21 protein-coding genes are annotated in these 23,733 nt (G+C 60.2%); 13 read left to right on the forward strand and 8 right to left on the reverse strand.

Annotated elements, in window-relative coordinates:
* Window positions 1-30 precede the first annotated feature (30 nt).
* From flgF to flgL, 7 genes are all read left to right on the forward strand, one after another.
* Window positions 31-768 (forward strand): flagellar basal-body rod protein FlgF, encoded by a 738-nt coding sequence (gene flgF, locus QWZ03_RS12005; RefSeq protein WP_290332934.1) that lies wholly within the window; start codon window positions 31-33, stop codon window positions 766-768.
* A 62-nt stretch (window positions 769-830) separates the two neighbouring features.
* Window positions 831-1,613 (forward strand): flagellar basal-body rod protein FlgG, encoded by a 783-nt coding sequence (gene flgG, locus QWZ03_RS12010; RefSeq protein WP_284196206.1) that lies wholly within the window; start codon window positions 831-833, stop codon window positions 1,611-1,613.
* A gap of 51 nt (window positions 1,614-1,664) precedes the next feature.
* A complete protein-coding gene (locus QWZ03_RS12015; RefSeq protein ID WP_290332935.1) occupies window positions 1,665-2,336 on the forward strand; it encodes a flagellar basal body L-ring protein FlgH in 672 nt (223 codons plus the stop codon).
* 4 nt (window positions 2,337-2,340) lie between these two features.
* Complete coding sequence (locus QWZ03_RS12020; RefSeq protein ID WP_290332937.1) at window positions 2,341-3,453, forward strand: flagellar basal body P-ring protein FlgI; 1,113 nt, start codon at window positions 2,341-2,343, stop codon at window positions 3,451-3,453.
* Between the two features lie 204 nt (window positions 3,454-3,657).
* Entirely contained in the window at window positions 3,658-4,563 is a 906-nt protein-coding gene (flgJ, locus tag QWZ03_RS12025) for a flagellar assembly peptidoglycan hydrolase FlgJ (RefSeq protein WP_290332938.1), read from the forward strand.
* A 48-nt stretch (window positions 4,564-4,611) separates the two neighbouring features.
* Complete coding sequence (flgK, locus tag QWZ03_RS12030) at window positions 4,612-7,263, forward strand: flagellar hook-associated protein FlgK (RefSeq protein WP_290332939.1); 2,652 nt, start codon at window positions 4,612-4,614, stop codon at window positions 7,261-7,263.
* Between the two features lie 29 nt (window positions 7,264-7,292).
* Entirely contained in the window at window positions 7,293-8,954 is a 1,662-nt protein-coding gene (gene flgL, locus QWZ03_RS12035; RefSeq protein ID WP_290332940.1) for a flagellar hook-associated protein FlgL, read from the forward strand.
* An 80-nt stretch (window positions 8,955-9,034) separates the two neighbouring features.
* On the opposite strand, the gene dnaE is transcribed toward flgL, so the two are convergent.
* The 5 genes from dnaE to metG all read right to left on the reverse strand — a co-directional run bounded on the left by dnaE (window position 9,035) and on the right by metG (window position 16,197).
* Window positions 9,035-12,463, reverse strand: coding sequence for a DNA polymerase III subunit alpha (gene dnaE / locus QWZ03_RS12040; RefSeq protein WP_290332941.1), 3,429 nt, complete (start codon window positions 12,461-12,463; stop codon window positions 9,035-9,037).
* A 74-nt stretch (window positions 12,464-12,537) separates the two neighbouring features.
* Complete coding sequence (locus tag QWZ03_RS12045; RefSeq protein ID WP_290332942.1) at window positions 12,538-12,813, reverse strand: acylphosphatase; 276 nt, start codon at window positions 12,811-12,813, stop codon at window positions 12,538-12,540.
* A complete protein-coding gene (locus QWZ03_RS12050) occupies window positions 12,810-13,496 on the reverse strand; it encodes an HAD family hydrolase (protein ID WP_290332943.1) in 687 nt (228 codons plus the stop codon). The genes QWZ03_RS12045 and QWZ03_RS12050 overlap by 4 nt, the downstream gene beginning before the upstream one ends.
* Complete coding sequence (locus tag QWZ03_RS12055) at window positions 13,493-14,059, reverse strand: GNAT family N-acetyltransferase (RefSeq protein ID WP_290332944.1); 567 nt, start codon at window positions 14,057-14,059, stop codon at window positions 13,493-13,495. The genes QWZ03_RS12050 and QWZ03_RS12055 overlap by 4 nt, the downstream gene beginning before the upstream one ends.
* A 104-nt stretch (window positions 14,060-14,163) precedes the next feature.
* Window positions 14,164-16,197 (reverse strand): methionine--tRNA ligase, encoded by a 2,034-nt coding sequence (gene metG / locus QWZ03_RS12060; protein WP_308447559.1) that lies wholly within the window; start codon window positions 16,195-16,197, stop codon window positions 14,164-14,166.
* Window positions 16,198-16,298: 101 nt separating this feature from the next.
* Between metG and QWZ03_RS12065 the strand changes: the two genes are divergently transcribed.
* The 6 genes from QWZ03_RS12065 to QWZ03_RS12090 all read left to right on the forward strand — a co-directional run bounded on the left by QWZ03_RS12065 (window position 16,299) and on the right by QWZ03_RS12090 (window position 21,566).
* Window positions 16,299-17,144 (forward strand): isopenicillin N synthase family dioxygenase, encoded by an 846-nt coding sequence (locus QWZ03_RS12065; RefSeq protein ID WP_290332948.1) that lies wholly within the window; start codon window positions 16,299-16,301, stop codon window positions 17,142-17,144.
* Window positions 17,145-17,229: 85 nt separating this feature from the next.
* Window positions 17,230-18,318, forward strand: coding sequence for an iron-sulfur cluster carrier protein ApbC (gene apbC / locus QWZ03_RS12070; protein WP_290332949.1), 1,089 nt, complete (start codon window positions 17,230-17,232; stop codon window positions 18,316-18,318).
* Window positions 18,315-19,133 (forward strand): GNAT family N-acetyltransferase, encoded by an 819-nt coding sequence (locus QWZ03_RS12075; RefSeq protein ID WP_290332950.1) that lies wholly within the window; start codon window positions 18,315-18,317, stop codon window positions 19,131-19,133. Before apbC ends, QWZ03_RS12075 begins: the two co-directional genes overlap by 4 nt.
* A gap of 3 nt (window positions 19,134-19,136) precedes the next feature.
* Window positions 19,137-19,712 carry a dCTP deaminase gene (gene dcd / locus QWZ03_RS12080; RefSeq protein WP_290332951.1) on the forward strand — a complete coding sequence of 192 codons (576 nt, stop codon included), beginning with the start codon at window positions 19,137-19,139 and terminating at the stop codon, window positions 19,710-19,712.
* A gap of 155 nt (window positions 19,713-19,867) precedes the next feature.
* The gene (locus tag QWZ03_RS12085; protein ID WP_290332952.1) at window positions 19,868-20,470 is read left to right on the forward strand and encodes a peroxiredoxin; all 603 of its coding nucleotides are present in this window, start codon (window positions 19,868-19,870) and stop codon (window positions 20,468-20,470) included.
* Window positions 20,471-20,639: 169 nt separating this feature from the next.
* Complete coding sequence (locus QWZ03_RS12090) at window positions 20,640-21,566, forward strand: ABC transporter substrate-binding protein (protein ID WP_290332953.1); 927 nt, start codon at window positions 20,640-20,642, stop codon at window positions 21,564-21,566.
* A 36-nt stretch (window positions 21,567-21,602) separates the two neighbouring features.
* Here the strand turns inward: QWZ03_RS12090 and QWZ03_RS12095 are convergent, their stop codons facing one another.
* The 3 genes from QWZ03_RS12095 to QWZ03_RS12105 are packed head-to-tail and all read right to left on the reverse strand — an operon-like array spanning window position 21,603 to window position 23,661.
* A complete protein-coding gene (locus tag QWZ03_RS12095) occupies window positions 21,603-22,226 on the reverse strand; it encodes an alpha/beta hydrolase (RefSeq protein WP_290332954.1) in 624 nt (207 codons plus the stop codon).
* An 8-nt stretch (window positions 22,227-22,234) separates the two neighbouring features.
* Window positions 22,235-22,543, reverse strand: a complete 309-nt coding sequence (locus tag QWZ03_RS12100; protein WP_308447557.1) for a (2Fe-2S) ferredoxin domain-containing protein — start codon at window positions 22,541-22,543, stop codon at window positions 22,235-22,237.
* An 11-nt stretch (window positions 22,544-22,554) separates the two neighbouring features.
* Window positions 22,555-23,661: a hypothetical protein gene (locus tag QWZ03_RS12105; protein WP_290332955.1), complete on the reverse strand. Its 1,107-nt coding sequence runs from the start codon at window positions 23,659-23,661 to the stop codon at window positions 22,555-22,557.
* Window positions 23,662-23,733: the final 72 nt, after the last annotated feature.

Below are 23,733 nucleotides of genomic sequence, written 5' to 3' on the forward strand. Positions count from 1 at the left end.
CGGCGAGCTTTGCCGCTCTGGGAGAGTTGCATGGATCGGCTTATCTACACGGCCATGACAGGGGCGAAGCACGCCAGCCTGCAGCAGGCCACCGTCGCCAACAACCTGGCCAACGCCACCACGCCTGGCTTCAAGCAGGAGCTGGCGGCGTCTCGCGCCGTGCAAGCCGTCGGCGGCACCGGATACCAGACCCGCAGCTATACGCTGGAACAGACAATAGGTTCGGATTTCAGCCCTGGTTCCCTGCAGACCACCGGGCGTGAGCTGGATATCGCCATCACGACCGAGGGTTTGTTCGCAGTCCAGACTGGCAATGGCGAGGCCTATACCCGCAACGGTAGCCTGGAAATCGACGCGACCGGCCTGCTCAAGACCCGCGAGGGCTATCCCGTACAGGGAGATGGCGGTCCCATCGTCATTCCCGAAAACAGCATCGTGACTTTTGGCAAGGACGGCACGATCACTGCTGCACCGGCCAATGACCCTGCGCAGAGCAATGAGATAGGCCGCATCAAGCTGGTGAGGCCAGACGAGCTGCAGCTGGAACGTGGCAGCGATGGATTGTTCAGGCTGCGCGATGGTCAGCCAGCCCAGGTCGATGCCAGCGTACAGATGACCAATGGCGCGCTGGAGGCCAGCAACGTCAATGCAGTGGATCAGCTGGTGAAAATGATTGATTACCAGCGCAACTACGATCTTCAGGTACGAATGTTGCAAACAGCTGATCAGAACGCCAAGGCTGCCGCACAGATCATGGCCGTAAGCTAAGTCGCCAGCCACTACCCGCAAGATACGAATAAAACGACAGGAAAGACGAAAGGATAGCCGCCATGATGCGCTCTCTGTGGGTTGCCAAGACAGGCATGGACGCGATGCAGATGAACATCGACGTCATCTCCAATAATCTGGCCAACGTCAATACCAACGGCTTCAAGCGTAGCCGGCCAATTTTTGAAGATCTGCTGTACCAGACGCTGCGCCAGCCAGGCGGCGCGACCAGCCAGCAGACACAACTGCCCACGGGGCTGCAACTCGGTACCGGGGTCAAGCCTGTTGCTACAGAGCGCATCCACACCCAGGGCAATCTGCAGCTGACCGACAATCCCTACGATATTGCCATCAACGGCCGCGGCTTCTTCCAGATCGAGATGCCGGACGGCACCATAGGCTATACCCGGGATGGTGCCTTTCAGTTGAATAACCAGGGGGTGATCGTCACGGCCGAGGGCTACCCCTTGCAAGGCAACATCACCGTACCGGAAGGTGCTTTGCAGTTTGGTGTCAGCCGTGACGGCATAGTGACCGCCTTGCAGGCTGGGCAGACCCAGGCTACCCAGATAGGCACGATACAACTGGCGACCTTCATCAACCCGGCCGGTTTGCAGAGCGTGGGCGAGAACCTCTATCTGGAGACCGCGGCATCTGGTGCGCCGCAGGCCGGAACGCCGGGACAGACAGGCCTGGGTGTGCTCAACCAGCAGTATGTTGAAACCTCCAACGTCAACATCACCGAAGAGCTGATCAATATGATCCAGGCGCAGCGGGCCTTTGAGATCAATTCGCGCTCCATCCAGACTTCGGACCAGATGTTGCAGAAGCTGACACAGCTGTAAACCACGTACGTGAACCAATGGCATAAGCAAAATACTGACAGGAGCCTGGCCATGATACGTAACACCTTCAGCCTGATTGCCGTGTTGTTGCTGAGCGCTTGCGCCAGCAGCATCCCACCGACCATCGTCACCCAACCGACCAGTGTACGGCCCATGGCGCAGCCGCAGGTTGCGGCAGGGCGGGGCAGCATCTACCAGGCGGCAACGGCCCGCTCGCTGTTCGAGGACAGGCTGGCCCGGCATATGGGCGACAACCTGACGGTGCTGATTGAAGAACAGATCAACGCCAGCAGCAATTCTGCCAATAAGGCCGAGCGGACCAGCGAGAACAGTACCGAGGTGGATGTCAATGCCAGCTCGAACTTCTTCCGGGGCATATTGGGCGGCCTGGCGCTCGATACGCAGTCAACCAACAAGCATGATGGCAAGGGCACAGCCAGTTCCAGCAACAGCTTCCGTGGGCAGATCACTGCACAGGTGGTGGATGTGCTGGCCAATGGCAACTTGGTGATAGCCGGCGAGAAGCAGGTCAATATCCGTGGCGAAATCAGTTATTTGCGAGTATCGGGCATCGTCAACCCGGCCGATGTGAAAGCAGGCAATGTGGTATCCTCAAACAAGATTGCCGAGGCCCGCATAGAAGAAATGGGCAGCGGTACGATTGCATCCGCCGACCGTGCCGGCTGGCTGCAGCGATTCTTTTTCAGCTTCCTGCCATTCTGACCCGATGCTTCTAAACCGTACCGCAGTCCGCCTGATAGCCTGTCTACTCCTGGCCCTTGGCTGCAGTACGGTTTACGCCCAGAAAATCAAGGAGCTGGCCAGCATAGGCGGGGTCAGGCCCAACCAGTTGATAGGTTACGGCATCGTGGTGGGCCTCGATGGTAGCGGCGACCAGACCACACAGACACCGTTTACCGTGCAGAGCGTCATCAATATGCTCACCCAGCTGGGGGTGCAATTGCCCCCAGGTACCAGTCTCCAGCTCAAGAATGTGGCGGCAGTGACCGTAACCGGTACCTTGCCGCCCTATTCACGTTCAGGCCAGGCCATTGATGTCACCGTGTCATCGATAGGCAATGCCAAGAGCTTGCGCGGTGGCATGCTGCTGATGAGCCCGCTCAAGGGGGCGGATGGCCAGGTTTACGCCATTGCTCAGGGCAATGTGATCGTGGCGGGTGCGGGCGCATCGGCCGGGGGCTCCAGCACCCAGGTCAACCAGCTGGCGGTAGGACGCATACCCAATGGTGCCACGGTGGAGCGCGAAGTGCCTGGCGGCGTGGGCGAGGGTGACTACATCACTCTGGCACTGCACGATGCGGATTTCAGCACCGCCAGCAAGGTGGCGCAGGTCATCAATACCGGCATGGGGGCGTCTACCGCCCGTGCGCTGGATGCCCGCACCATACAAGTTCGTGCGCCACAGGACCCCGATGCCCGTGTCAGCTTCATGGCCAAGCTGGAAAACCTGAACGTGATCCCGGCAGATGCGGTGGCACGGGTAATCATCAACGCCCGTACCGGGTCGGTGGTCATGAACAAGGCAGTAACGCTGGAGCCGTGTGCGATATCGCACGGTAACCTGACGGTAACCATCTCGGCCAAGAATGAAGTCAGCCAACCCAAGCCGCTATCCGGTGGCGAGACCCAGCCGGTACAGAATGCCGATGTGGAAGTGAAGGCGGAAAAAGGCGGCGTGACGGCTGTGCCTCGTAGTGCTTCGCTCAACGAAGTGGTGCGCGCGCTTAACCAGATAGGCGCCACGCCGCAGGATCTGCTGGCCATACTGCAGGCCATGAAATCGGCTGGTGCGCTGAAGGCGGATCTGGAAGTGATCTGACCCCAAAACCGCGTAGGAGAGGAGGGCGCCTTGGCGCCCTTTTTTGTTGCCTTTTGCTGCAGGTGGCAGTTCTTGCCGCCCACCCGGACTGATGATCGGAATTGCCCACTATTTTCAATTCAAGTTATTGAATTGTATGGGTAATATGGTCAGGCATCATCCTTGCTTTGTTTGGTTCGAGCCTACTCGAAACCGACAAGCGCCATGCAACTCACTGCCAACCCCACTGATGCCAGCCTCAACGCCAAGCTCGCGATAGATGCGCAGGCTGTGGGTGATCTGCGCGCCCGGCTAGCCAAGGACCCCAAAGGGGCGGCACGCGAGGTGGCAGGTCAGTTCGAGAAGATGTTTCTCGACATGGTGATGAAATCCATGCGTGACGCGACCCCCAAGTTCGACGAGCTGGAAAGCAGCACAGTGGGCATGTTCCAGTCCATGTATGACCAGCAGCTATCGCAGAACATGACCAGCGGTGCTGGCCGTGGCCTGGGGCTGGCGGATTTGATCGCAGCCCAGATAGAGCGGATGAACAACCCCGACAGCCTGCAGGTCATGCAGCGCAGCCCGGCGCGCGGTAGTTGGGGTGGCAATGGGACAGCTACTGTGGCGGCAAAGCTTGCCGCTCCGGTTGCGGCAGTGGCTGGCGATGCCGGCGAGTTCATAGGCGACATCGGCCAGTCTACCCTTGCCGCGGCGCAATCGCTGGGTTTGTCCCCCCATTTGATGCTGGCACATGCCGCACTGGAAAGCGGCTGGGGCAAGAAGCCCATAGTCGATGCCCATGGCAACAACAGCCACAACCTGTTCGGCATCAAGGCCGGCCGGGGTTGGGAAGGCAAGACCACGGACATTACTACCACTGAATACGTAGATGGCGTGGCGCAGAAGCGGGTGGAACGTTTCCGTGTCTACGACAGCTATGCCGAGGCCTTTGCCGATTATGCCCGCCTGCTGTCTTCGCGCTATGGCGATGCGGCGCAGGCCGGTGCAGATGCCAAGGTCTTCGGCAAGGAACTGCAAGCAGGTGGCTATGCCACCGACCCGGCTTATGCCGACAAGCTGGCCCGCGTGGCTGAGCACCCAGCGCTGAAGGCCTATAAGGCTGCCTGAGTAATAACGATAGACGTGCCGACATATGGGCGGCAGAGGTAGGAAATCATGGGTAACGGTATCTACGGCATTGCAGTATCGGGTCTGAAGGCGGCGCAAATTGGGCTGACCACCACCAGCCACAATATCGCCAATGCCAGCACACCCGGCTACAACCGGCAGGTAATAGGCCAGAGCGCGGTAGAACCCACGCCCACCGGCGGTGGCTTCCTGGGCCGTGGCGCCCAGGTCGATACCATTACGCGTATCTACAACGAGTTTGTTGGCCGTCAGGTGCAGACCGCACAGGCGCAGGCCGGTTACCTGACCAACCTGAAGTCCCACCTGGCCGATCTGGACAATCTGCTGGCCGACCCTTCGGCCGGTTTTTCGCCCTCGTTGCAGGACTTTTTCACCGGTGTGCAGACGGTGGCCAATAACCCGCAGGATGTGACCGCAAGGCAATCGCTGTTGGGCTTGGCCGAATCCATGATCACCAAGCTGCAGACGGTGGATTCGCGCATGCAGACGTTGCGCAGCGATGTGAATACCGAGATTCAGGCCACGGTAGGCAATATCAACTCCATCACCGGCCAGATTGCCCACCTGAACGACCAGATCATCCTGTCCACCACGGTGGGCAACAACCTGCCCAATGACTTGCTGGACAAGCGTGACCATCTGGTCACCCAGCTCAACCAGTACGTCAAATCCACGGTCATCAAGCAGACCGATGGCAGCTACAACATCTTTATCGGCAATGGCCAGAACCTGGTGGTGGGCAACCGCTCGTTCACCTTGGGCGCCGTGCAGGCGGTGGATGATCCATCCCGCCTGGATGTGGCCTACCAGCAGTTTGGCGTGACCGCTGTCATTCCTTCCGAAATGATTACCGGCGGCTCCCTGGGCGGCGTGCTGGAATTCCGCAAGGAAGTGCTGGATGTCTCGCAGAACTCCCTCGGCCGGGTGGCGCTTGCGCTGGCGCAGACCTTCAACGAGCAGCACCGCAAGGGGCAGGACCTGAATGGCCAGTACGGCGGCAATTTCTTCCAGTTCCCCACCGAACGCATCAGCGCCCAGCCGCGCGTAGGCGGCAACCAGGTGAGCCTGACGGCCGAGCTGACATCGGTACGTCCCTTCGTGGAGAGCGACTACAACATCGCGCTGGACAATACCGGGACCAACTACACCATTACCCGGCTGACCGATGGGCAAACCGCCACCATCAGCCTGGCATCGGGCGAGTTGACCAGTGCCACCGGCTTTACTGCCTTCGGTGTCCGCTTCAAGCTGGAGATCAACCCCAATGTGAACCCGCCTACCGGCCCTGATCTGCTGGCTGGTGAGAATGTAGGCATCAGCTTCAGGCCCGCCGCCTCCGAGGTGATCGCCAATGGCAGGAACCAAGGCAATGCTGACCTGCAGGTCTCGATATCGGATATCAGCAAGCTGGGCACCAGCGATTACGAGTTCATCTTCGACGGCCCCGATTACCGGGTGGTGCGCAGGGAGGATGGTGCCCAGTTCAATATCAATGCTTCGGCCTGGGCCAACCCGCCCATCGAGATTGATGGCCTGTCCTTCCGCATCAACGCCGGCAATATGGTGGCGGGGGATCGCTTTACGGTATTGCCTACCCGTGGCTTTGCCGATGAGATGACGGTGATGATCAAGGACACGGCCAAGGTGGCGGCAGCAGCCCCCATCCGTACCTCATCCGATACCTTCAGCATCGCCTCATCGGCCAATGCCGCCAATACTGGTGGCGCGCTGATCAGCAGCGTATCGGCTTCAGTGGCGGCACAGGGTGGCGTGGCGGCCAAGAAGATCGAGATACTGTTTACTGCTGCAGGCACCTTTGATATCCGCGATGCCAACACGGGTACCGTGCTGGCAGCCAACCAGACCTACACCTCCGGTAACAACATCAGCTACAACGGTTGGACCGTGCAGATTACCGACGGTGGCGGCCCACCTGTTGCCGGTGACCGCTTCGTGATAGACCCGCGCAAGAACACCGGCACGGCCAATATATCGGCTGGCGTGGTCACCACCATGCCCATCAACACCGATATGAAGACGCCGGTGGCGATACGGTTCGAAACGGCGACCCGCTTCAACCTGGTGAACCCAAGCACTGGCGAGGTGATCGACCCGGCAACCGGCAACCGCTTCCAGCCTAATACCGGCAATATTGTCGATCGCAGCGGCAATATCGTGTCGGGCGGCAACAGCCTGGACCCGGCTACCGGCAATGTGGTGGATGGCGGCATGACCGTGCAGTTCAGCTCACAGGCCTATACCTCGAACGGCAATATCTCCTACAACGGCTGGACAGTGCAGATCACCGGCGTGCCCGCAGCCAGGGATACCTTCCTGGTCGAACCCAACACCGGCGGCAAGGCCGATTCCCGCAATATGCTGGCGCTGGGCAAGCTGCAGACCACCAATATCCTTAGCGGCGGCACGGCCAGCTATCAGGGCGCATACAGCAAGCTGGTAGCCGATGTGGGCGTGCGCGCCAACCAGGTCAATATCAACGAGGCGGCCCAATCCCAGCTGTTGATGCAGTCGCAAACCAAGCTGGCAGAAGCGTCAGGGGTCAATCTCGATGAGGAGGCATCAAATCTGCTTATCTACCAGCAGGCCTATCTGGCATCGAGCCGGGTAATCCAGATTGCCCAGAAGGCATTCGAGGAAGTCCTGAACATAGGCCGTTAAGCAGCGATTGATCTGCAGGAGTAAATAGCATGCGTGTCGCCACCAGTTCCATCTACAACCTGGGCGTGTTCAATATGAACAATCGCCAGGTTGATCTGTTCAAGCTGCAGAATCAGCTATCGACTGGCCGCAAGATATTGACGCCTTCGGATGACCCGGTGTCCTCGGCCCGTTCGCTGGATCTGACCCAGGCGACACGGCAGAACGAGCAGTACGTCACCAACGTGAAGTACGCCAATGACACCATGGCACTGACCGAGGCCAATCTGCAGCATGCTATCGGAGTCATACAGGATATCCAGCAACTGGCGGTGCAGTCGGGTGCTACCACGCTGACCAATGCCGAGAAGCGTATGGTGGAGGCCGACATCCGTGGCAAGTACCAGGAGTTGCTGGGGCTGGCGAATACGACGGATGGCAACGGGCTGTACCTGTTTGCCGGCTTCAAGGGCGATACCAAGCCATTCAATGAGCAAGGCTACGGCAATGTGCGCTATGACGGCGATCAGGGCCAGCGCGCCGTGCAGGTGTCGCCATCGCGCCAGATACCGGTGTCGGATTCCGGATCGGATATCTTCGTCAAGATCAAGAATGGCAACGGTACCTTTACGACTGCGCAGACCCAGCCTGAACTGCCGCGTACTGTCAGGGTGGGCGATGGCGGTTCCATCCAGTTCTCGCGTGATCCGGCGGGGGGCTTTGTGGCATCGGACTACCGGGTGGACTGGGACAGCGTCAGTGGCAACTACACCATCACCCGGGCCGATGGCGCCACCACGGTGGCGTCGCACGCCGCGCTGGTGGGCGGTGTGTCCGCCCTGGGCATGGTGATTACGGCGCAAGGCAACCAGCCTACCGCCGTGAACGGTACCGCCACCTTCGATGCCAAGCTGCAGGCCAACGGCGGCACTGGGGTTGTCAGCCCCGGTGTGGTGGCCGACCCGGTAAAGTGGGCCAATCCGCTCAACAACCAGAACTACCGGGTGCAGTTCCACTCGGTGCCGGACCCGAACAATCCGGCCAAGATGCTGACCAGCTACGACATCATCGACAACGATACGGCCTCGGCCAATTACAACACCTCCTTGATTGACGGCTGGAATTACACCACCAGCACCGCCAGTGCCGCCAACCCGACGGCAACCCGCACCGACAGCGCCGGCAACCCCAATAGCTTTCCGCGCAAGTATACGGCTGGTTCGGACATCATTTTTTCCCAGCAGACCGGTGAAACCGGTGCGCTGTACCCCGGCTGGGATTTTGGCGGCAAGATATCGGTGGATGGCGTACCCAAGGATGGTGACAGCTTCAGCCTGGAAGCCAGCCGCGACTATGACCTGTTCAGCACCATAGGCGACTTCTCGGCCGCGCTGGAGCGCTACGAGGAGACCAATCTGGGCGGCGCCACTTTCCAGAACAAGCTCAATACGACCTTGTCCAACCTGGATAATGCCCTTACCCGTATCCTGACCATACAGGCGGGCATAGGCTCGCGGCAGAAAGAGGGCGAGTCGGTGCAGGGCACCAATGAAGACCTCAATGTGCAGTACAAGACCACCATCTCCAAACTGACCGACCTAGACTACGCCCAGGCTATCAGTGACTTTACCCAGACCCAGACCTATCTGGATGCAGCACGCAAATCGTTCTCATCGATACAGAATCTGTCGCTGTTCCAGTACATCAGCTAACTGATTGCCGATACAGGCAAAAGCCGCAGCACCGTGCTGCGGCTATTGCTTTTGTACATCGTGCTGCCGTGGTCTGTGGTCTAGAACTGTACTTTCACGGATTCATCACCCAGCCAGCCACGGAGTTCAGCCAGCAGCTCGTCCCGCAGCGTGACCCGCCATTCCTCGCCCAACTGCAAGGCACAGGCGGCGGCATTATTGCGGTAGTCGATACGGATGGGGCAGTCACCGCCAGCAAAAGGCTCCACCAGTTTGCGCAGGCGTGCCGGGTCGGCATTGCCATTGACGCCCAGCCTCAAGGCTTGGGCAAAACGGCTACGTGCTTCGGCCAGATCGAGTATGCGTTCGGCAATGATACGAACGCCGCTGCCACCACCGTAGCTGTCTTCACTGACCTTGGCCTCGATTACCAGCAGGCTGTCCACACTGAGCTTGTGACGGGCATCGTCGAATACCTCGGAATAGACCATGACATCACGCTTCATGGTGGCGTCGTCCAGCGTGATAAAGGCCATCTTGCCGCGCTGGCCTATCTTGGTACGCACTTCCAGCACGATGCCGGTAATCCATTGCGGGCTTTTGCTGGGCACCAGCCTTGCCAGCTCGTTCTTGGCGAAGGGGCGGACGAACCTAGCCTGGGCAGTAAACGGATGCCCGGAGAGGTAGAAGCCGATGGCAGTCTTCTCTTCGGTCAGCTTGACCGTCTCGTCCCAGCGCGGCACCTCCACCAGTTGCATCAGGTGTTCCGGCTCAGGCTCGAACGCATCGAACAGGCCACCCTGATTGGCGTTGGCCGCGGCCTGCTCGGCGGCTTCCAATGCCAGGCCCACGGTGGCCAGCAGGCTTGCGCGGTGATCGCTGAGGCTGTCGAATGCACCGCCCCGTATCAGGGATTCAATGACACGGCGATTGACGATGCGCTTGTCGGTACGGTGGCAGAAATCGAACAGGTCCTTGAACGGGCCATTCTTTTCGCGCTCGGCCACGATGTATTCCACTGCAGCTTCGCCCGTACCCTTGATGGCGCCCAGAGCGTACCGTATCTCGTTACGAGAGACGGGCAGGAAGCGGTAAACGCTGTGATTGACATCGGGTGGCAGGAATATCAGCTTGTTGGCCAGGCAGTCGTCATAGAAGAACTGCAGCTGATCGGTGTTGTCCAGTTCGGTGGACATGGTGGCAGCCATATAGGCTGCACAGTGGTGGGCCTTGAGCCAGGCCGTGTGATAGGCCACCAAGGCATAGGCGGCAGCGTGCGACTTGTTGAAACCATAGCCGGCGAACTTCTCCATGTAGTCGAAGATTTCGTTGGCCTTGGCCTCGTCTATGTTGTTCTTGCCGGCACCCTCCACGAACATGGCGCGCTGCGCCACCATCTCCTCGACCTTCTTCTTACCCATGGCACGGCGCAGCAAGTCGGCGCCGCCCAATGAGTAACCGCCACAGACCTGGGCCGCCTGCATCACCTGTTCCTGGTACACCATGATGCCGTAGGTGGGTGCCAGTACAGGTTCCAGCAGAGGATGCAGGTATTCAAAGCGTTCGCCGTGCATACGGCGGGTAAAGTCCGGAATCAGGTCCATCGGGCCAGGGCGGTACAAGGCGACGAAGGCGATAATTTCTTCAAACTGCTTGGGGCGGGCGTCCACCAGCATTTTCTTCATGCCGCTGGATTCAAACTGGAACACGGCCGTGGTATTGCCGCTGGCAAAGATCTTGTAGGCGGGCGCGTCATCCAGTGGCAACTTGGCGACGTCCACGTCCTCGCCGGTCAACTGCTTGATATAGCGTTGCGCCAGTTCGATGATGGTCAGGTTACGCAGACCCAGAAAGTCGAACTTCACTAGGCCGACCTGTTCCACATCGTCCTTGTCGTATTGCGACACGGGCGAGGCATCCTCGCCACTGGCTATATAGAGCGGGCAGAAGTCGGTCAGCTTGCCAGGGGCAATCAGCACACCACCAGCGTGCATACCGATACCGCGTGTCAGGTCTTCCAGCTTTTCGGCCAGTTCCAGCAGCTCGCCAGCGTCTTCGGCATCGATCAATTCCTTGATCTGCGGTTCCATCTCCATGGCCTTGGAGAGCGAGACGGGCTTGTTGGCCTCCAGCGGAATAAGCTTGGACAGGCGGTCACACAGGCCAAAGGGCAGGTCCAGTACCCGGCCAACGTCGCGTACCACGGCCTTGGACGACATGGTGCCGAAGGTAGCTATTTGGCTGACGGCCTCCACCCCGTACTTGCGACGGGTGTATTCGATCACGCGCCAGCGGTTTTCCTGGCAGAAGTCCACATCGAAGTCGGGCATGGATACCCGCTCCGGATTCAGGAAACGTTCGAACAGCAGGGCGTACTTGAGTGGATCGAGATCGGTGATGTTGAGTACATAGGCTACCAGCGAGCCTGCACCCGAACCCCGGCCTGGCCCCACGGGGCAGCCATTCTGCTTACCCCAGTTGATAAAGTCGGCCACGATCAGGAAGTAGCCAGGGAAGCCCATCTTGATGATGGTGTCGCACTCGAACTTGAGGCGGGCATCGTATTCCGGGCGGCGGACAAGGCGCTCCGCCTCGTCGGGATACAGGTGCAACAGCCGCGCCTCCAGCCCCTGCTTGGCCTCATGCACCAGGAAGTCATCGAGAGTCATGCCCTCGGGCACCGGGAACAGCGGTAGGTAGTTCTTGCCCAGCACCACGGTAAGGTTACAGCGTCGACCTATTTCTACCGTGTTGGCCAAGGCTTCCGGCACATCGGCAAACAGGGTGGCCATTTCGTCCGGGGTCTTGAAGTACTGCTCTTCGGTATAGAGTTTGGGCCGACGCTTGTCGGCCAGGACGTAACCTTCGGCAATACAGGTACGGGCCTCGTGTGCCTTGAAGTCGTCCTTGTCCAGAAACTGTATGGGATGGGTGGCCACCACCGGCAGATCCAGCTCGCTGGCCAGCAGCAGGGCGCCCTGTACGGCGGTTTCCCACTTGGGGTCGCCTGTGCGCTGCAGTTCCAGGTAGTAGCTATCGGGGAAATACCTGGCCCACCAAGCCACCAACGCCTTGGCGCTATCGAGGTTGCCGTTCAGCAGGGCCTGGCCGACATCACCGAGGTGGGCGCCTGACAATGCGATCAACTGGCTATTGTCGCCACTCTCCAGCCAGGAACGCTTGAGTTCGGCGCGGCCCCGGTACTGGTTGTGGCGATAGGCCTCGGTAATCAGCTCGCACAGGCGGCCATAGCCATCACGGTTCTTGGCGATCAGCAGGGCGCGGAAGGGCTTGTCGCGATCTTCCTCGTTCTCGATGAATACATCCACGCCGGCTATGGGCTTGAGGCCACTGCCACGGGTTGTCTTGTAGTGCTTGATCATGCCGAACAGGTTCATCAGATCGCTGATGCCCAGGGCTGGCATATTGTGTTGCTTGGCCCGCTTTACCGCGTCATCGATACGGACAATGCCATCGGTGACGGAATACTCGGAATGCAGGCGGAGATGAATAAATGCAGGAGACGTCATCCCCCAATTTTACCTGCCGGGGGGAGGTCAGTGATGGTCTGGGCCGGAAAAAATAGCGGTTGACGCAAGTGGCATCAGGCCGTGGGCAGGCGCAGAAAGCGGGTTTCGTGAGTGGGGGAGGTGTCGGTGACCTCTACCTTGCTGACCTGGGCATGGGCTGGGCCACGATGTGCCCAGTCTACCAAGGCCTGCACGGCATCGGCCGGGCCTTGCGCATGGGCTTCCACCGTGCCGTCCAGGCGATTGCGCACCCAGCCTGCCAGGCCCAGCAGTTGGGCCTGGTCTTCCATGGCATAGCGATAGCCGACGCCTTGTACTCGGCCATGCACGCGCATCAACCGGGCGATCATACGCCTTGCTCGCTAGGGGTATAGCGCGCCTGCAGCAGCGCGTGGGCATCGGTCAGGGAGCCGACGATGCGGTGTCCCAGTGCGATGACCTCCGGGCCGGGGGACTTGAGGTCGGGTACTTGTATGGGGGTCATGCCAGCCGCGAGGGCGGCACGCACGCCGGGTTCGGAGTCTTCCAGCACCAGGCAATGCGGCGGCGCAACGCCCAGCAGGCTGGCTGCCTTGAGGTAGATATCGGGCGCGGGCTTGGGGTGCTCGATATCGCTGCCAGTGACGACGACCGGGAAAAACCGGATCAAGCCGCTGCGGTGCAGCTTCTGGTCGGCCCGCTCACGCCGGGTTGAGGTGGCCACGGCGCGGGGGACGCCCAGATCCGTCAGCCATTGCAGTAGCTCGATGATGCCAGGCTTGAGCGGCAGGCCTTGTTCGACCTTGTCGTGGTAGAGGCGATCGGTGGTCTCACCCAGGGTGCGGATATCCAGATCAGGCCGGTGCTCGCGCAAGAGGGCTATGCAGAGCTTTTCATGCAGACCCACCATGGCATGCAGCAGATCCTCCTCCAGCGTGACACCGTGGATATCGGCCGCTTCCAGCCAGCAAGCCATGACCGCCTTTTCGCTATCTATCATCAGGCCGTCCATATCGAACAGCACGGCGGCTGGAGTGAAGTCCAATTTCATCATGGTTGCGATGCCTGTCTGACAGCCGGCCAGTCATGGGCCAGCAGAGAGTAGCTATCAAGGTCGTGGAACTTGCCGCCCCAATAGCCTTGCTGTCGATGCCGGCCTTCGTATTGAAAGCCCAGTCCCCGCACCAGCCTGACCGAGGCATGGTTGTCTGGGTGTATCTCGGCCTGGATACGATTGAGTGCCATCTGGTCCACGCCGTAGCCGAGCAGGGTTTGTAACGCTTCCTGCATATAGCCATGACCCCAGTAGGGGCGGCCAAGTTCATAGCCCAACACACAATTGCGCCAACCACGGTTCCAGCGGAACAAGCCTGCCGTACCCATGAACACGCCGCTTTGGCGATGCACTATGCCCCAGCGGGTGCCTGGATTGGGCTGAGTGCGCCAGTTCGCAAACATCTCGATCAGCTGCAGCGCCTGCTGGCGATCCTGCATGGGGTCGGCACCAAACCAGCGCATGACCTCGGGGTCGCTCTGGATGGCGAAGAGGGCATCGGCGTCGCGGACGGTGATTTCCCGCAACAACAGGCGTGTGCTGCCAAGAAGAGGGAATTGCATAGGCTTGCCTGCCCGACAGGCCGGCTCCATGGTGTTGCTGTTGAGGCTTCACAGTCAGCCTGCCATCGCCTTGGTGGGCGGTGGCAGGCTGCGGTTTGGCTGTACTAGCTGACTCGCATGCCTGGCTGTGCACCACTATCCGGGCTCAGCAGGTAAATGCCGGGGTTTTCACCGCTGGCAGCCAGTACCATGCCTTCAGACAGGCCAAACTTCATCTTGCGCGGCGCCAGGTTGGCCACCATCACCGTCAGGCGACCCACCAGCTCTTCAGGCTTATAGGCCGACTTGATACCGGAGAACACATTGCGGGTGTGGTCGCCCAGGTCTAGGGTCAGCTGCAACAGCTTCTCGGCGCCTTCGACATGCTTGCAGTCGATGATCTTGGCGATGCGCAAGTCTATCTTGCCAAAGTCGTCGATGTTGATGGTGGGGGCAATCGGCTCAATGGCGGATTTGGCGGGTGCGGCCGCTTCGGTGGCAGGTGCCAGGCTTTGCTTGTTTGCTTCTACCAGGGCCTCGACCTGCTTGGGATCGATACGGGTCATCAGGTGGCTGTAAGGCTTGATCTCGTGGCCCAGCAACAGAGTCTGGGCATCGTGCCATTGCAAGGGGGACACATTGAGGAAGGCCTCAACGTCAGCCGCCAGCTTGGGCAGGATGGGCTTGAGGTAGATGGTCAAAAGGCGGAACAGGTTGATCAGTAGCGAACAGGCAGCATGCAGTTCGGCATCCTTGCCCTCCTGCTTGGCCAGCTCCCACGGCTTGACCTGATCGACGTACTGGTTGACCTCGTCGGTCAGCGCCATGACTTCGCGCAGCACGCGGCTGTATTCGCGAGCCTCCAGCCCCTCTGCCAAGTCGGTGGCGGCAGCCTGCAGGCGGCTAACCAGCGGGCTGTCTGGCAGGCTGCCGGCCAGCTTGCCGCCAAAACGCTTGCTGACAAAACCGGCAGCGCGACTGGCGATATTGATGTATTTGCCGACCAAGTCGCTGTTGACGCGCGCAACGAAGTCGCTCAGCGACAGATCGGCGTCCTCAATGCCACTGCCCAGCTTGGCGGCGTAGTAGTAGCGCAGCCATTCGGGGTTGAGGCCGACATCCAGGTAGCTCTTGGCGGTAATGAAGGTGCCGCGCGACTTGGACATCTTTTGCCCGTCCACCGTCAGGAAGCCGTTGACATTGATGGCGGTGGGCGTGCGATGACCCGAGTATTCGAGGATGGCAGGCCAGAACAGGGCGTGGAAGTAGAGTATGTCCTTGCCGATGAAGTGGTACAGCTCGGCGCTCGAATCCTTGCCCCAGTAGGCGCCAAAATCCTCGCCTATGCGATCGAACAGGTGCTTGGTGGCGGCCATGTAGCCAATAGGCGCATCCAGCCAGACATAGAAGTACTTGCCTGGCGCATCGGGAATCTCGAAGCCGAAGTAGGGCGCGTCACGGCTGATGTCCCAGTCCTGCAGGCCAGCCTCGAACCATTCGCCCATCTTGTTGGCGGCCTCCTTTTGCAAGCGGCCCGGTTGGCGTGTCCAGTCAGCCAGGAAATCGCGGCAATCGGACAGCTTGAAGAAATAATGCTCGGACTCACGCAGCTCAGGTGTGGCGCCAGAGACGGCCGAGTAGGGGTTTTTCAGTTCGGTAGGGGCATAGGTGGCGCCGCAGACCTCGCAGTTGTCACCGTACTGGTCGCGTGCGCTGCACTTGGGACACTCGCCCTTGACGAAGCGGTCCGGCAGAAACATCTGCTTTTGTGGATCGTACAACTGGCTGATGGTCTTGACCGCGATCTTGCCGTCGGTCTTGAGTCGGCGGTAGATGCTGCCAGCCAGTTCCTTGTTCTCCGGCGAATTGGTGGTGTAGAACTCGTCGAAGCCGATATGGAAACCGGCAAAGTCGGCCACGTGCTCGTCATACATCTTGGCGATGAAGTCTTCGGGCGTCATGCCCTGCTTCTCTGCATTGATCATGATGGGCGTGCCGTGGGTGTCGTCGCCGCAGACGTAATGCACTGTATTGCCTCGCATCTTCTGGAACCGCACCCAGATGTCGGCCTGGATATAGCCGACCAGGTGGCCGAGGTGGATGGCGCCATTGGCGTAGGGCAAAGCATTGGTGACGAGTATCTTGCGGGCGGACACGATTCAATCCTGTCTATCAAAACGTACACGGAAGCTGGCGATTATAGCTGAACGGCTTAAAATACCCGGCCTGCTACATCACATAAAAGCGTTAAACCTGCTCCATGAATGTTCAAACCGTTGATTATTGTGCCCATGATGCGCCGGGCCGCTTTGTACAATCCCTGCGCGAAACCGGTTTTGCCGTGCTGGTGCGCCATCCGCTGCCGCCTTGGCTGATCAGCGGCATCTATCGCGACTGGCTCCAATTCTTCGAATCGGGCGAGAAAGAACCCTGGCGCTTCAGCCGTGACACGCAGGACGGCTGGTTCCCGCCCGATGTCTCCGAAACGGCCAAGGGACGCAGCCAGCGCGACCTGAAGGAGTTCTACCACGTCTACACCTGGGGCCGCATACCGCCAGAGCTGCGCACCGATGCCTTGTCCTATCACGGTACTGCCAACGCCCTGGCCGCCGAACTACTGGGGTGGATAGAGGCAGCCTTGCCGACCGAGGTGTCCGGCAAGCTGAGCGAACCCTTGTCGACCATGATAGATCGCAGCCCTAATACCTTGCTGCGGGTACTGCGCTATCCGCCGCTCAGCGGCGACGAGCCGGCAGGTGCATTGCGCGCGGCCGAGCATGAAGACATCAACCTGATCACGCTGCTGCCTTCGGCCACCGGTCCGGGCCTGGAAGTGCGCGACCGCCAGGGCAACTGGCATGCCGTGCCGTACGAGACGGGCGCACTGGTAGTGAACGTGGGCGATATGCTGCAAGAGGCGACGCAAGGCTGGCTGCCTTCCACACCGCACCGGGTGGTGAACCCGATGGGCGCGGATGCGGCCGAATCGCGTATTTCGCTGCCGTTGTTCCTGCACCCGCGCGACGAAGTGGTCTTGTCTGAGCGTCATACCGCCCGCACCTATCTGGATGAGCGGCTGCGTGAGTTGGGTATCAAGCGCGCATAAGGGCTGGCTGGATACGCAGCGCGAAGTTTGAGGGGACGCGGGCATGGATGCCCGTTCCCGATATTTGAATGGAAGAAGGCAAGCAATGACGACCGAAACCGACCTGCTCGACAAGCTGAAAACCTGCGTCGATAGCGACACGGGCCGCGACTATGTCGCTATGAAGGCGGTGCGCGATCTGCGGCTGGAAGGGGGGCAGGTTAGCCTGACCATCGCCTTGCCCTATCCGGCACGCAGCCGGCATGCCGAGATTGCGGCTCAGGTGGAAGCGGCGCTCAAGACGGTGCCGGGTGTGGTTGGTGTCGCCGTCAAGGTCGAAGCCAGGATAGAGGCCCACACGGTGCAGCGCGGCCTGACGCCGCTGCCAGGGGTCAAGAACGTGATCGCTGTGGCCAGTGGCAAGGGCGGAGTGGGTAAATCCACCACGGCCGTGAATCTGGCGCTGGCCCTGGCGGCAGAAGGTGCCCGTGTGGGTTTGCTGGATGCCGATATCTATGGCCCCTCACAGCCCCTGATGTTGGGCCTGCAAGGGCAGAAGCCGGAGTCACCGGACGGCAAGTCCATCCTGCCCATGCAGGCTCATGGCATACAGGCCATGTCCATCGGTTTTCTGATTGATGCCGAGCAGCCCATGGTCTGGCGCGGCCCCATGGTTACTCAGGCCTTGATGCAGCTGCTCAACGATACCCGCTGGGACAATCTCGACTACCTGCTGATCGACCTGCCGCCGGGCACCGGCGACATTCAGCTGACCTTGTCGCAGAAAGTACCGGTGACTGGCGCCGTCATCGTGACCACGCCGCAGGACATCGCCTTACTGGATGCCCGTAAGGGGCTGAAGATGTTCGAAAAGGTAGGCGTGCCGGTGACAGGCGTGGTCGAGAACATGGCCATGCATATCTGTTCCAACTGTGGCCATGTGGAGGCGATCTTCGGTGAGGGCGGCGGTGGCCGTATGGCCGTCGAATATGGTGTGGAGCTGCTGGGCCAACTGCCGCTGGAGCTGTCGATACGCCTGGCCACCGACCAGGGCAAGCCCAGCGTGGCGGCGGAGCCGGACGGCAAGGTGGCGGCGCTGTACAAGGCGATTGCCCGTAAGGTGGCGGTCAAGGTGGGCGAAAAGGCCAAGGATTTCTCCGCCAAATTGCCGAAGATCGTGATCCAGAATACATGATGGACCTGAGCCAATCACTGGTGGATGCCACAGCGATGATTTTCCATCGCTTTGAGGGCGTCGTGCGCGACAGGGGCGACTACCTGTGCATCACCACGCCTGGCAATCCCACCTTTTACTGGGGCAACTATCTGTTGTTTGCCCAGGCGCCAGGGCTGGGTGTGCTGGCGGATTGGGAAGCGCTTTTTATTGCTGACATAGCAGCAGAGCAGCCACAATCCCGCCATCGCTGCTTTGCCTGGTTGGGCGGGGCGGGTGAGCAGGCGCAGTTCCTGCAGGCGGGCTACAAGGTCTATGCCTCGCAAGCACTGGCTTGCAGCCAGCCTAGCAAGGCGCCAGGCATGAATCCGCAAGTACAGGTGCGCCCCCTGGTGAGCGAGATGGACTGGCAGGCCGCTATCGCGGTGCAGGTGGCCAGCCGTGATGAGAGCCAGGAGCAACAGGCTTACGAGACGTTCAAGACCGCCCAGTTCGCTACCTATCGCAGCATGGTGGCGGCAGGGCTGGGGCAACGCTATGGGGCCTTCGCCGGCGACACCCTGGTGGCTGAGCTGGGGATATTCATGGGTGAGGGTGGTCTGGCACGCTATCAGAATGTCTGCACCCACCCGGACTGGCGCCGCCAGGGCATAGCAAAACGCCTGGTTTACGAGGCGGGGCACCAGGCCATAGCTGAATTTGGTGCGACTAAGCTGGTGATCGTGGCCGATGAAGAAGGCCCCATCCAGCTCTACCGCAGTGTGGGTTTTGCGCCGGTTGGGGTAGCCTATGGCGTGGATAAGGCGCCGCCTGCGGCGCAGGACAAGGAAAACTAGAGTATGAGCATCAAATCCGACCGCTGGATACGCAAGATGGCCGAACAGCACGGCATGATAGAGCCGTTCGAGCCGGGCCAGGTGCGCTATGTGAACGATCAGAAGATCGTTTCCTATGGCACCTCCAGCTATGGCTACGACATCCGTTGCGCCGACGAATTCAAGCTGTTCACCAACCTGAACAGCACGGTGGTGGACCCCAAGAATTTCGATGAGAACAGCTTTGTCGATGTTTCTGGCAAGGGCTATTGCATTATTCCACCCAACAGCTTTGCGCTGGCGCGCACGGTGGAGTATTTCCGCATTCCCCGCAATGTGCTGACCATCTGCCTGGGCAAGTCGACCTATGCCCGTTGCGGCATCATCGTCAATGTCACGCCTTTCGAGCCGGAGTGGGAGGGGTATGTGACGCTGGAGTTCTCCAACACCACCCCCTTGCCGGCCAAGATCTACGCCGATGAAGGTTGCGCCCAGGTGTTGTTCCTGGAGGCCGATCCTGACGATGTATGCGAGACGTCGTATAAGGATAGGGGCGGCAAGTACCAGGGCCAGGTTGGCGTGACGCTGCCGAAGACCTGACGTGGCAGGGTGTTTGGGTGTAAGCTTTTTCTCCAATGTCTCGTGAACTTTGATAGCTAAATACTATCGAAACATTCCGCTTTTTAAATTGGACGCTGTAGGGCTTAGCGCCTACAGTTGATCGTCTTTTTGCAACCCATTTCCGGAGAACCTCTATGGCCGTCCTCGTTAACAAGCAAGCCCCCGATTTCACCGCAGCTGCCGTCCTGGGCAATGGCGAAATCGTTGAGAACTATAGCTTCAGCGCCGCCACCAAGGGCAAGTACGCCGTTGTGTTCTTCTACCCGCTGGACTTCACTTTTGTCTGCCCGTCGGAACTGATCGCCTTCGATCACCGCCTGGAAGAATTCAAGAAGCGCAATGTGGAAGTGATCGGCGTGTCCATCGACAGCCAGTTCAGCCACAGCGCCTGGCGCAACACCCCGGTGGACAAGGGCGGTATCGGCCCGGTTGGCTACACCCTGGTGGCCGACATCAAGCACGATATCGTCAAGGCCTATGATGTCGAGCACGCTGATGGCGTGGCGCTGCGCGGCTCTTTCCTGATTGACAAGCACGGTGTGGTGCAACACCAGGTGGTCAACAACCTGCCGCTGGGCCGCGATATCGACGAAATGCTGCGTGTGATTGATGCCCTGCAGTTCACCGAAGAGCACGGCGAAGTGTGCCCGGCTGGCTGGAACAAGGGCAAGGCCGGCATGAAGGCCGATGCCGCTGGCGTGGCCAAGTACCTGGCTGAGAACGCTGGTCAGCTGTAAGACATTGCTTGGGCTTGGGCTGGCCGGTGCCAGCGTCGCAAGCGCAGCAGATAACCCCGCTTAGGCGGGGTTTTTCTTTGCCCGTCGCCGCTTGCCCCCTACAGTAAGACGTAGTGGCTTTGATCTGGACTACGAAAATGGACGGGCGGCAAAGATGAGATGCATTGCAATGGCAACCTTCGCCTTGTGCAGCCTCGCGGTGGCGGCACAGGAGCTACCACGGGGTGGGGCGCTGCAATCCTTGGGCATGAGCATCAGCTCGTTGGAAAACCCCTTCTTCGTGGCCTTGGTCAAGGGTGCCGAGCAGCAGGCGCGGCGCTACAACCCCACCGTCAAGGTGACCACACTGGCCAATGAGTATTCACTGGATAAGCAGATTGCCCATCTGGAGCGTTTTACAGCCGAACGGGTGGACTTGATCCTGTTGAACGCCGCCGATGCCGTTAAGGTGGAGCCTGCCGTGCAGGCAGCCAGGGCAGCCGGCATTGTGGTGGTTGCCGTGGATGTGTCGGCTAACGGGGTAAATGCTACGGTAATGACAGACAACCTGCAGGCAGGGGAGCAGGCTTGTCAGTACCTGGCCCAGGCCTTGTCGGGGCAGGGCAAGGTCATCATCCAGAGTGGTCCACAGGTGTCTTCGGTCATAGACCGGGTAGCGGGCTGCCATATGGCCTTGAAGCATTTTCCCGGTATCACGGTTCTGACCGACAAAGGTGACGGCAAGGGGTCACGCTGGGGCGGGCAGCAGCTGATGCAGCAGCATCTCAAGCAATATCAGAGGATCGATGGCGTGTTTACCATCAACGACCGTCAGGCTATCGGCACTGATCTGGCGGCCCGCAAGGCAGGCTTGAAGCGGCTGCTGATCACCTCGGTGGATGGCGCTCCCGATATCGAGCAGGCCTTGCAGCAACCGTCCTTTATCGTGGCGTCTGCTAGCCAGAGCCCCCGGCTTATGGCCGAGCGGGCAGTGAGCGTCGGCTATGAGCTGATGCAGGGCAAGCGCCCGGCCAAGTCGCTGATATTGATGGAGCCTACCCTGGTAACGCGTGAAAACCTGGCGCGCTACAAGGGCTGGAACGACGCCGGGAAGTGAGCAGCGGCCCCTTGTTGGATAGCGGGGCCCGGCGACCTATTCAAGATTTCGGTTGACGATATCGGCCAGCGTGGTGAGCTTGCCATGGAAGAAGTGGCCCGTGCCTGGCACCACTACCACAGGCAAACCTTGCGGTCTGGCCCAGTCGAATACGGCTGCCAAAGGGGCGACATCGTCTTCTTCACCGTGTACCACCAAGGTGTCTGCAGGGACGGTGGGGAAGTTCCATTTGGCTGTAGCAGGGCCGACCAGCACCATGCGGGCTATCGGGCCGTCGCCCAGCCGTTCGCGCAGCTGGCTCTGCACAAAGGTGCCGAAAGAAAAACCGGCCAGTATCACGGGGAGACCAGGATAAGCCGCCTGGGCATGTGCCAGCACTGCTGCCATATCGTCAACTTCGGCCGAGCCGAAATCATGCTCCCCCTCGCTCTGCCCCACACCGCGCAGATTGGGGCAGAAGGCAACATAGCCCTTGCGTGAGAATACCTTGGCAAGGGTTTGCACGACCTTGTTGGTATTGGTGCCGCCCTGGGTGGGGTTGGGGTGGGCGACCAAGGCGATGCCGCGTGGGCCGTCGTCCCATGCGCTATCAAGCAGCAGGGTTTCCAGCCGGCCCACCGGGCCGGCCACGGTGATGGGCTGGAACTGGGGTGATTTCATAAGCGGGGTCAGATCTTGAGCCGGGCAACTTCGCGTCCGTTGAGCAGATGCTCCTGGATGATTTCCTCCACGTCTTCCTTGTCGACGTACTGGTACCAGACATTGTCGGGGTAGACCACCATGACAGGCCCCAGGGCGCAGCGATCCAGGCAGCCCGCCTTGTTGGTCCGTACCTTGCCTTCGCCTGCCAGGCCAAGCTCCTTGACCCGGTTTTTGGCATAGGCATGCATCTCGCTCGCGCCAAAATCAGCACAGCAACTCTCGCCATTGGGGCGCTGATTGGTGCAAAAGAATACGTGGTGCTTGAAGTAGCTCATGATGGCTCGGTTCAGTGGCGGGTGGCGGCGGAAGGCAGCTCGGTTGGCAGGGGAAAGTAAGGCAGATCGTCCTTCACCTGTGGCAGCAGGTCGGGCAGCACGCGGACATCGTCATGGTGGCACTCGCGTAGCAGGCTCACCATCATGTGCTGCAGGCCATCGACTCGATCTTGTGGGCCCAGTGGCCAGATAAAGCCGGCCCATTCTTCGCCATTCTTCTCGGCACCCAGTGTCACCCGCAATTCATTGCCTTCGTGGCAGGAGAACACTGCTACCGGGGTTTCACCGGCCTCGCGCAACTTGCGCAGCGTATTGCTGGCAAATACCTGGAAGCGTATTTCCTGCTGGGCAATGCGGCCATCGTCCAGTGCCGGCAGCCAGGCATGTGGGCTGCGCGGCAGCGGGAACAGCGTCATGGCATCGTGCTTGAGCTGCTCGCCCAGCAGCTTGGTCAGGGCCATGGCCCAGGTGCCGGGGGGGGCATTGAGCTGTACCACGGGGTCGGCATCAGCAGGTTGCATGGCTACCCCCACCAGATAGCGCAGGTAGACGCCATCACCATCCACGGTGATGGGGCTTTCGCTGAATTCGTGCGGTAAGCCGCCGGAAGCGTACTGCAGGGCATCGCGCCAACGGGCCAGCGAACTGGACGGTATCGCCTGCAATTGCTCGCGATCCAGCAGGCGCCCTGATAGCTGGATATCGCTGCCGGCCTTGAAGATGCCATGTTCGGTCAAGAGGGCCTGTACAGCGCTCACATCGGGCAGGCGCCCGGCAATCACATGCTTGCCACGTACGCCCGCGACCAGGACCAGGGGTAAGGCAAAGATCACGGCATGCATGGCACTGCCGGGGGCTGGGTTCTCGACCGCCACACGCAGGCGTTCGCTCAGTATGCGCAGCACGGCCGGGTTGGGCGGTGTGGCGAGCGCTGCCTGGATAGCCGCGTCGTCATTGGCAGTCAGCAGCCGTGCCAGTTCGGCATCCAGTGCAGCCTCTGCTGCGACCAGCCTGCCCAGGTCGCGTTCGTCCAGCAGTACTTGGGCCAGGCTGTGCAGCGGGCTGGTGGCGGTGCCGGTGTATTGGCGCGGATCGGGCAGTAGGGGCAGGGCTTGCATGGGGAGTCGGTCGTGAGGCTAAAAGCGGGATTATACCCTGGCTATGAGTAGCCCAAGCAGGCGCAGATAGGT

This window comes from Chitinimonas viridis, assembly GCF_030409555.1.
GTDB lineage: Bacteria > Pseudomonadota > Gammaproteobacteria > Burkholderiales > Chitinimonadaceae > Chitinimonas > Chitinimonas viridis.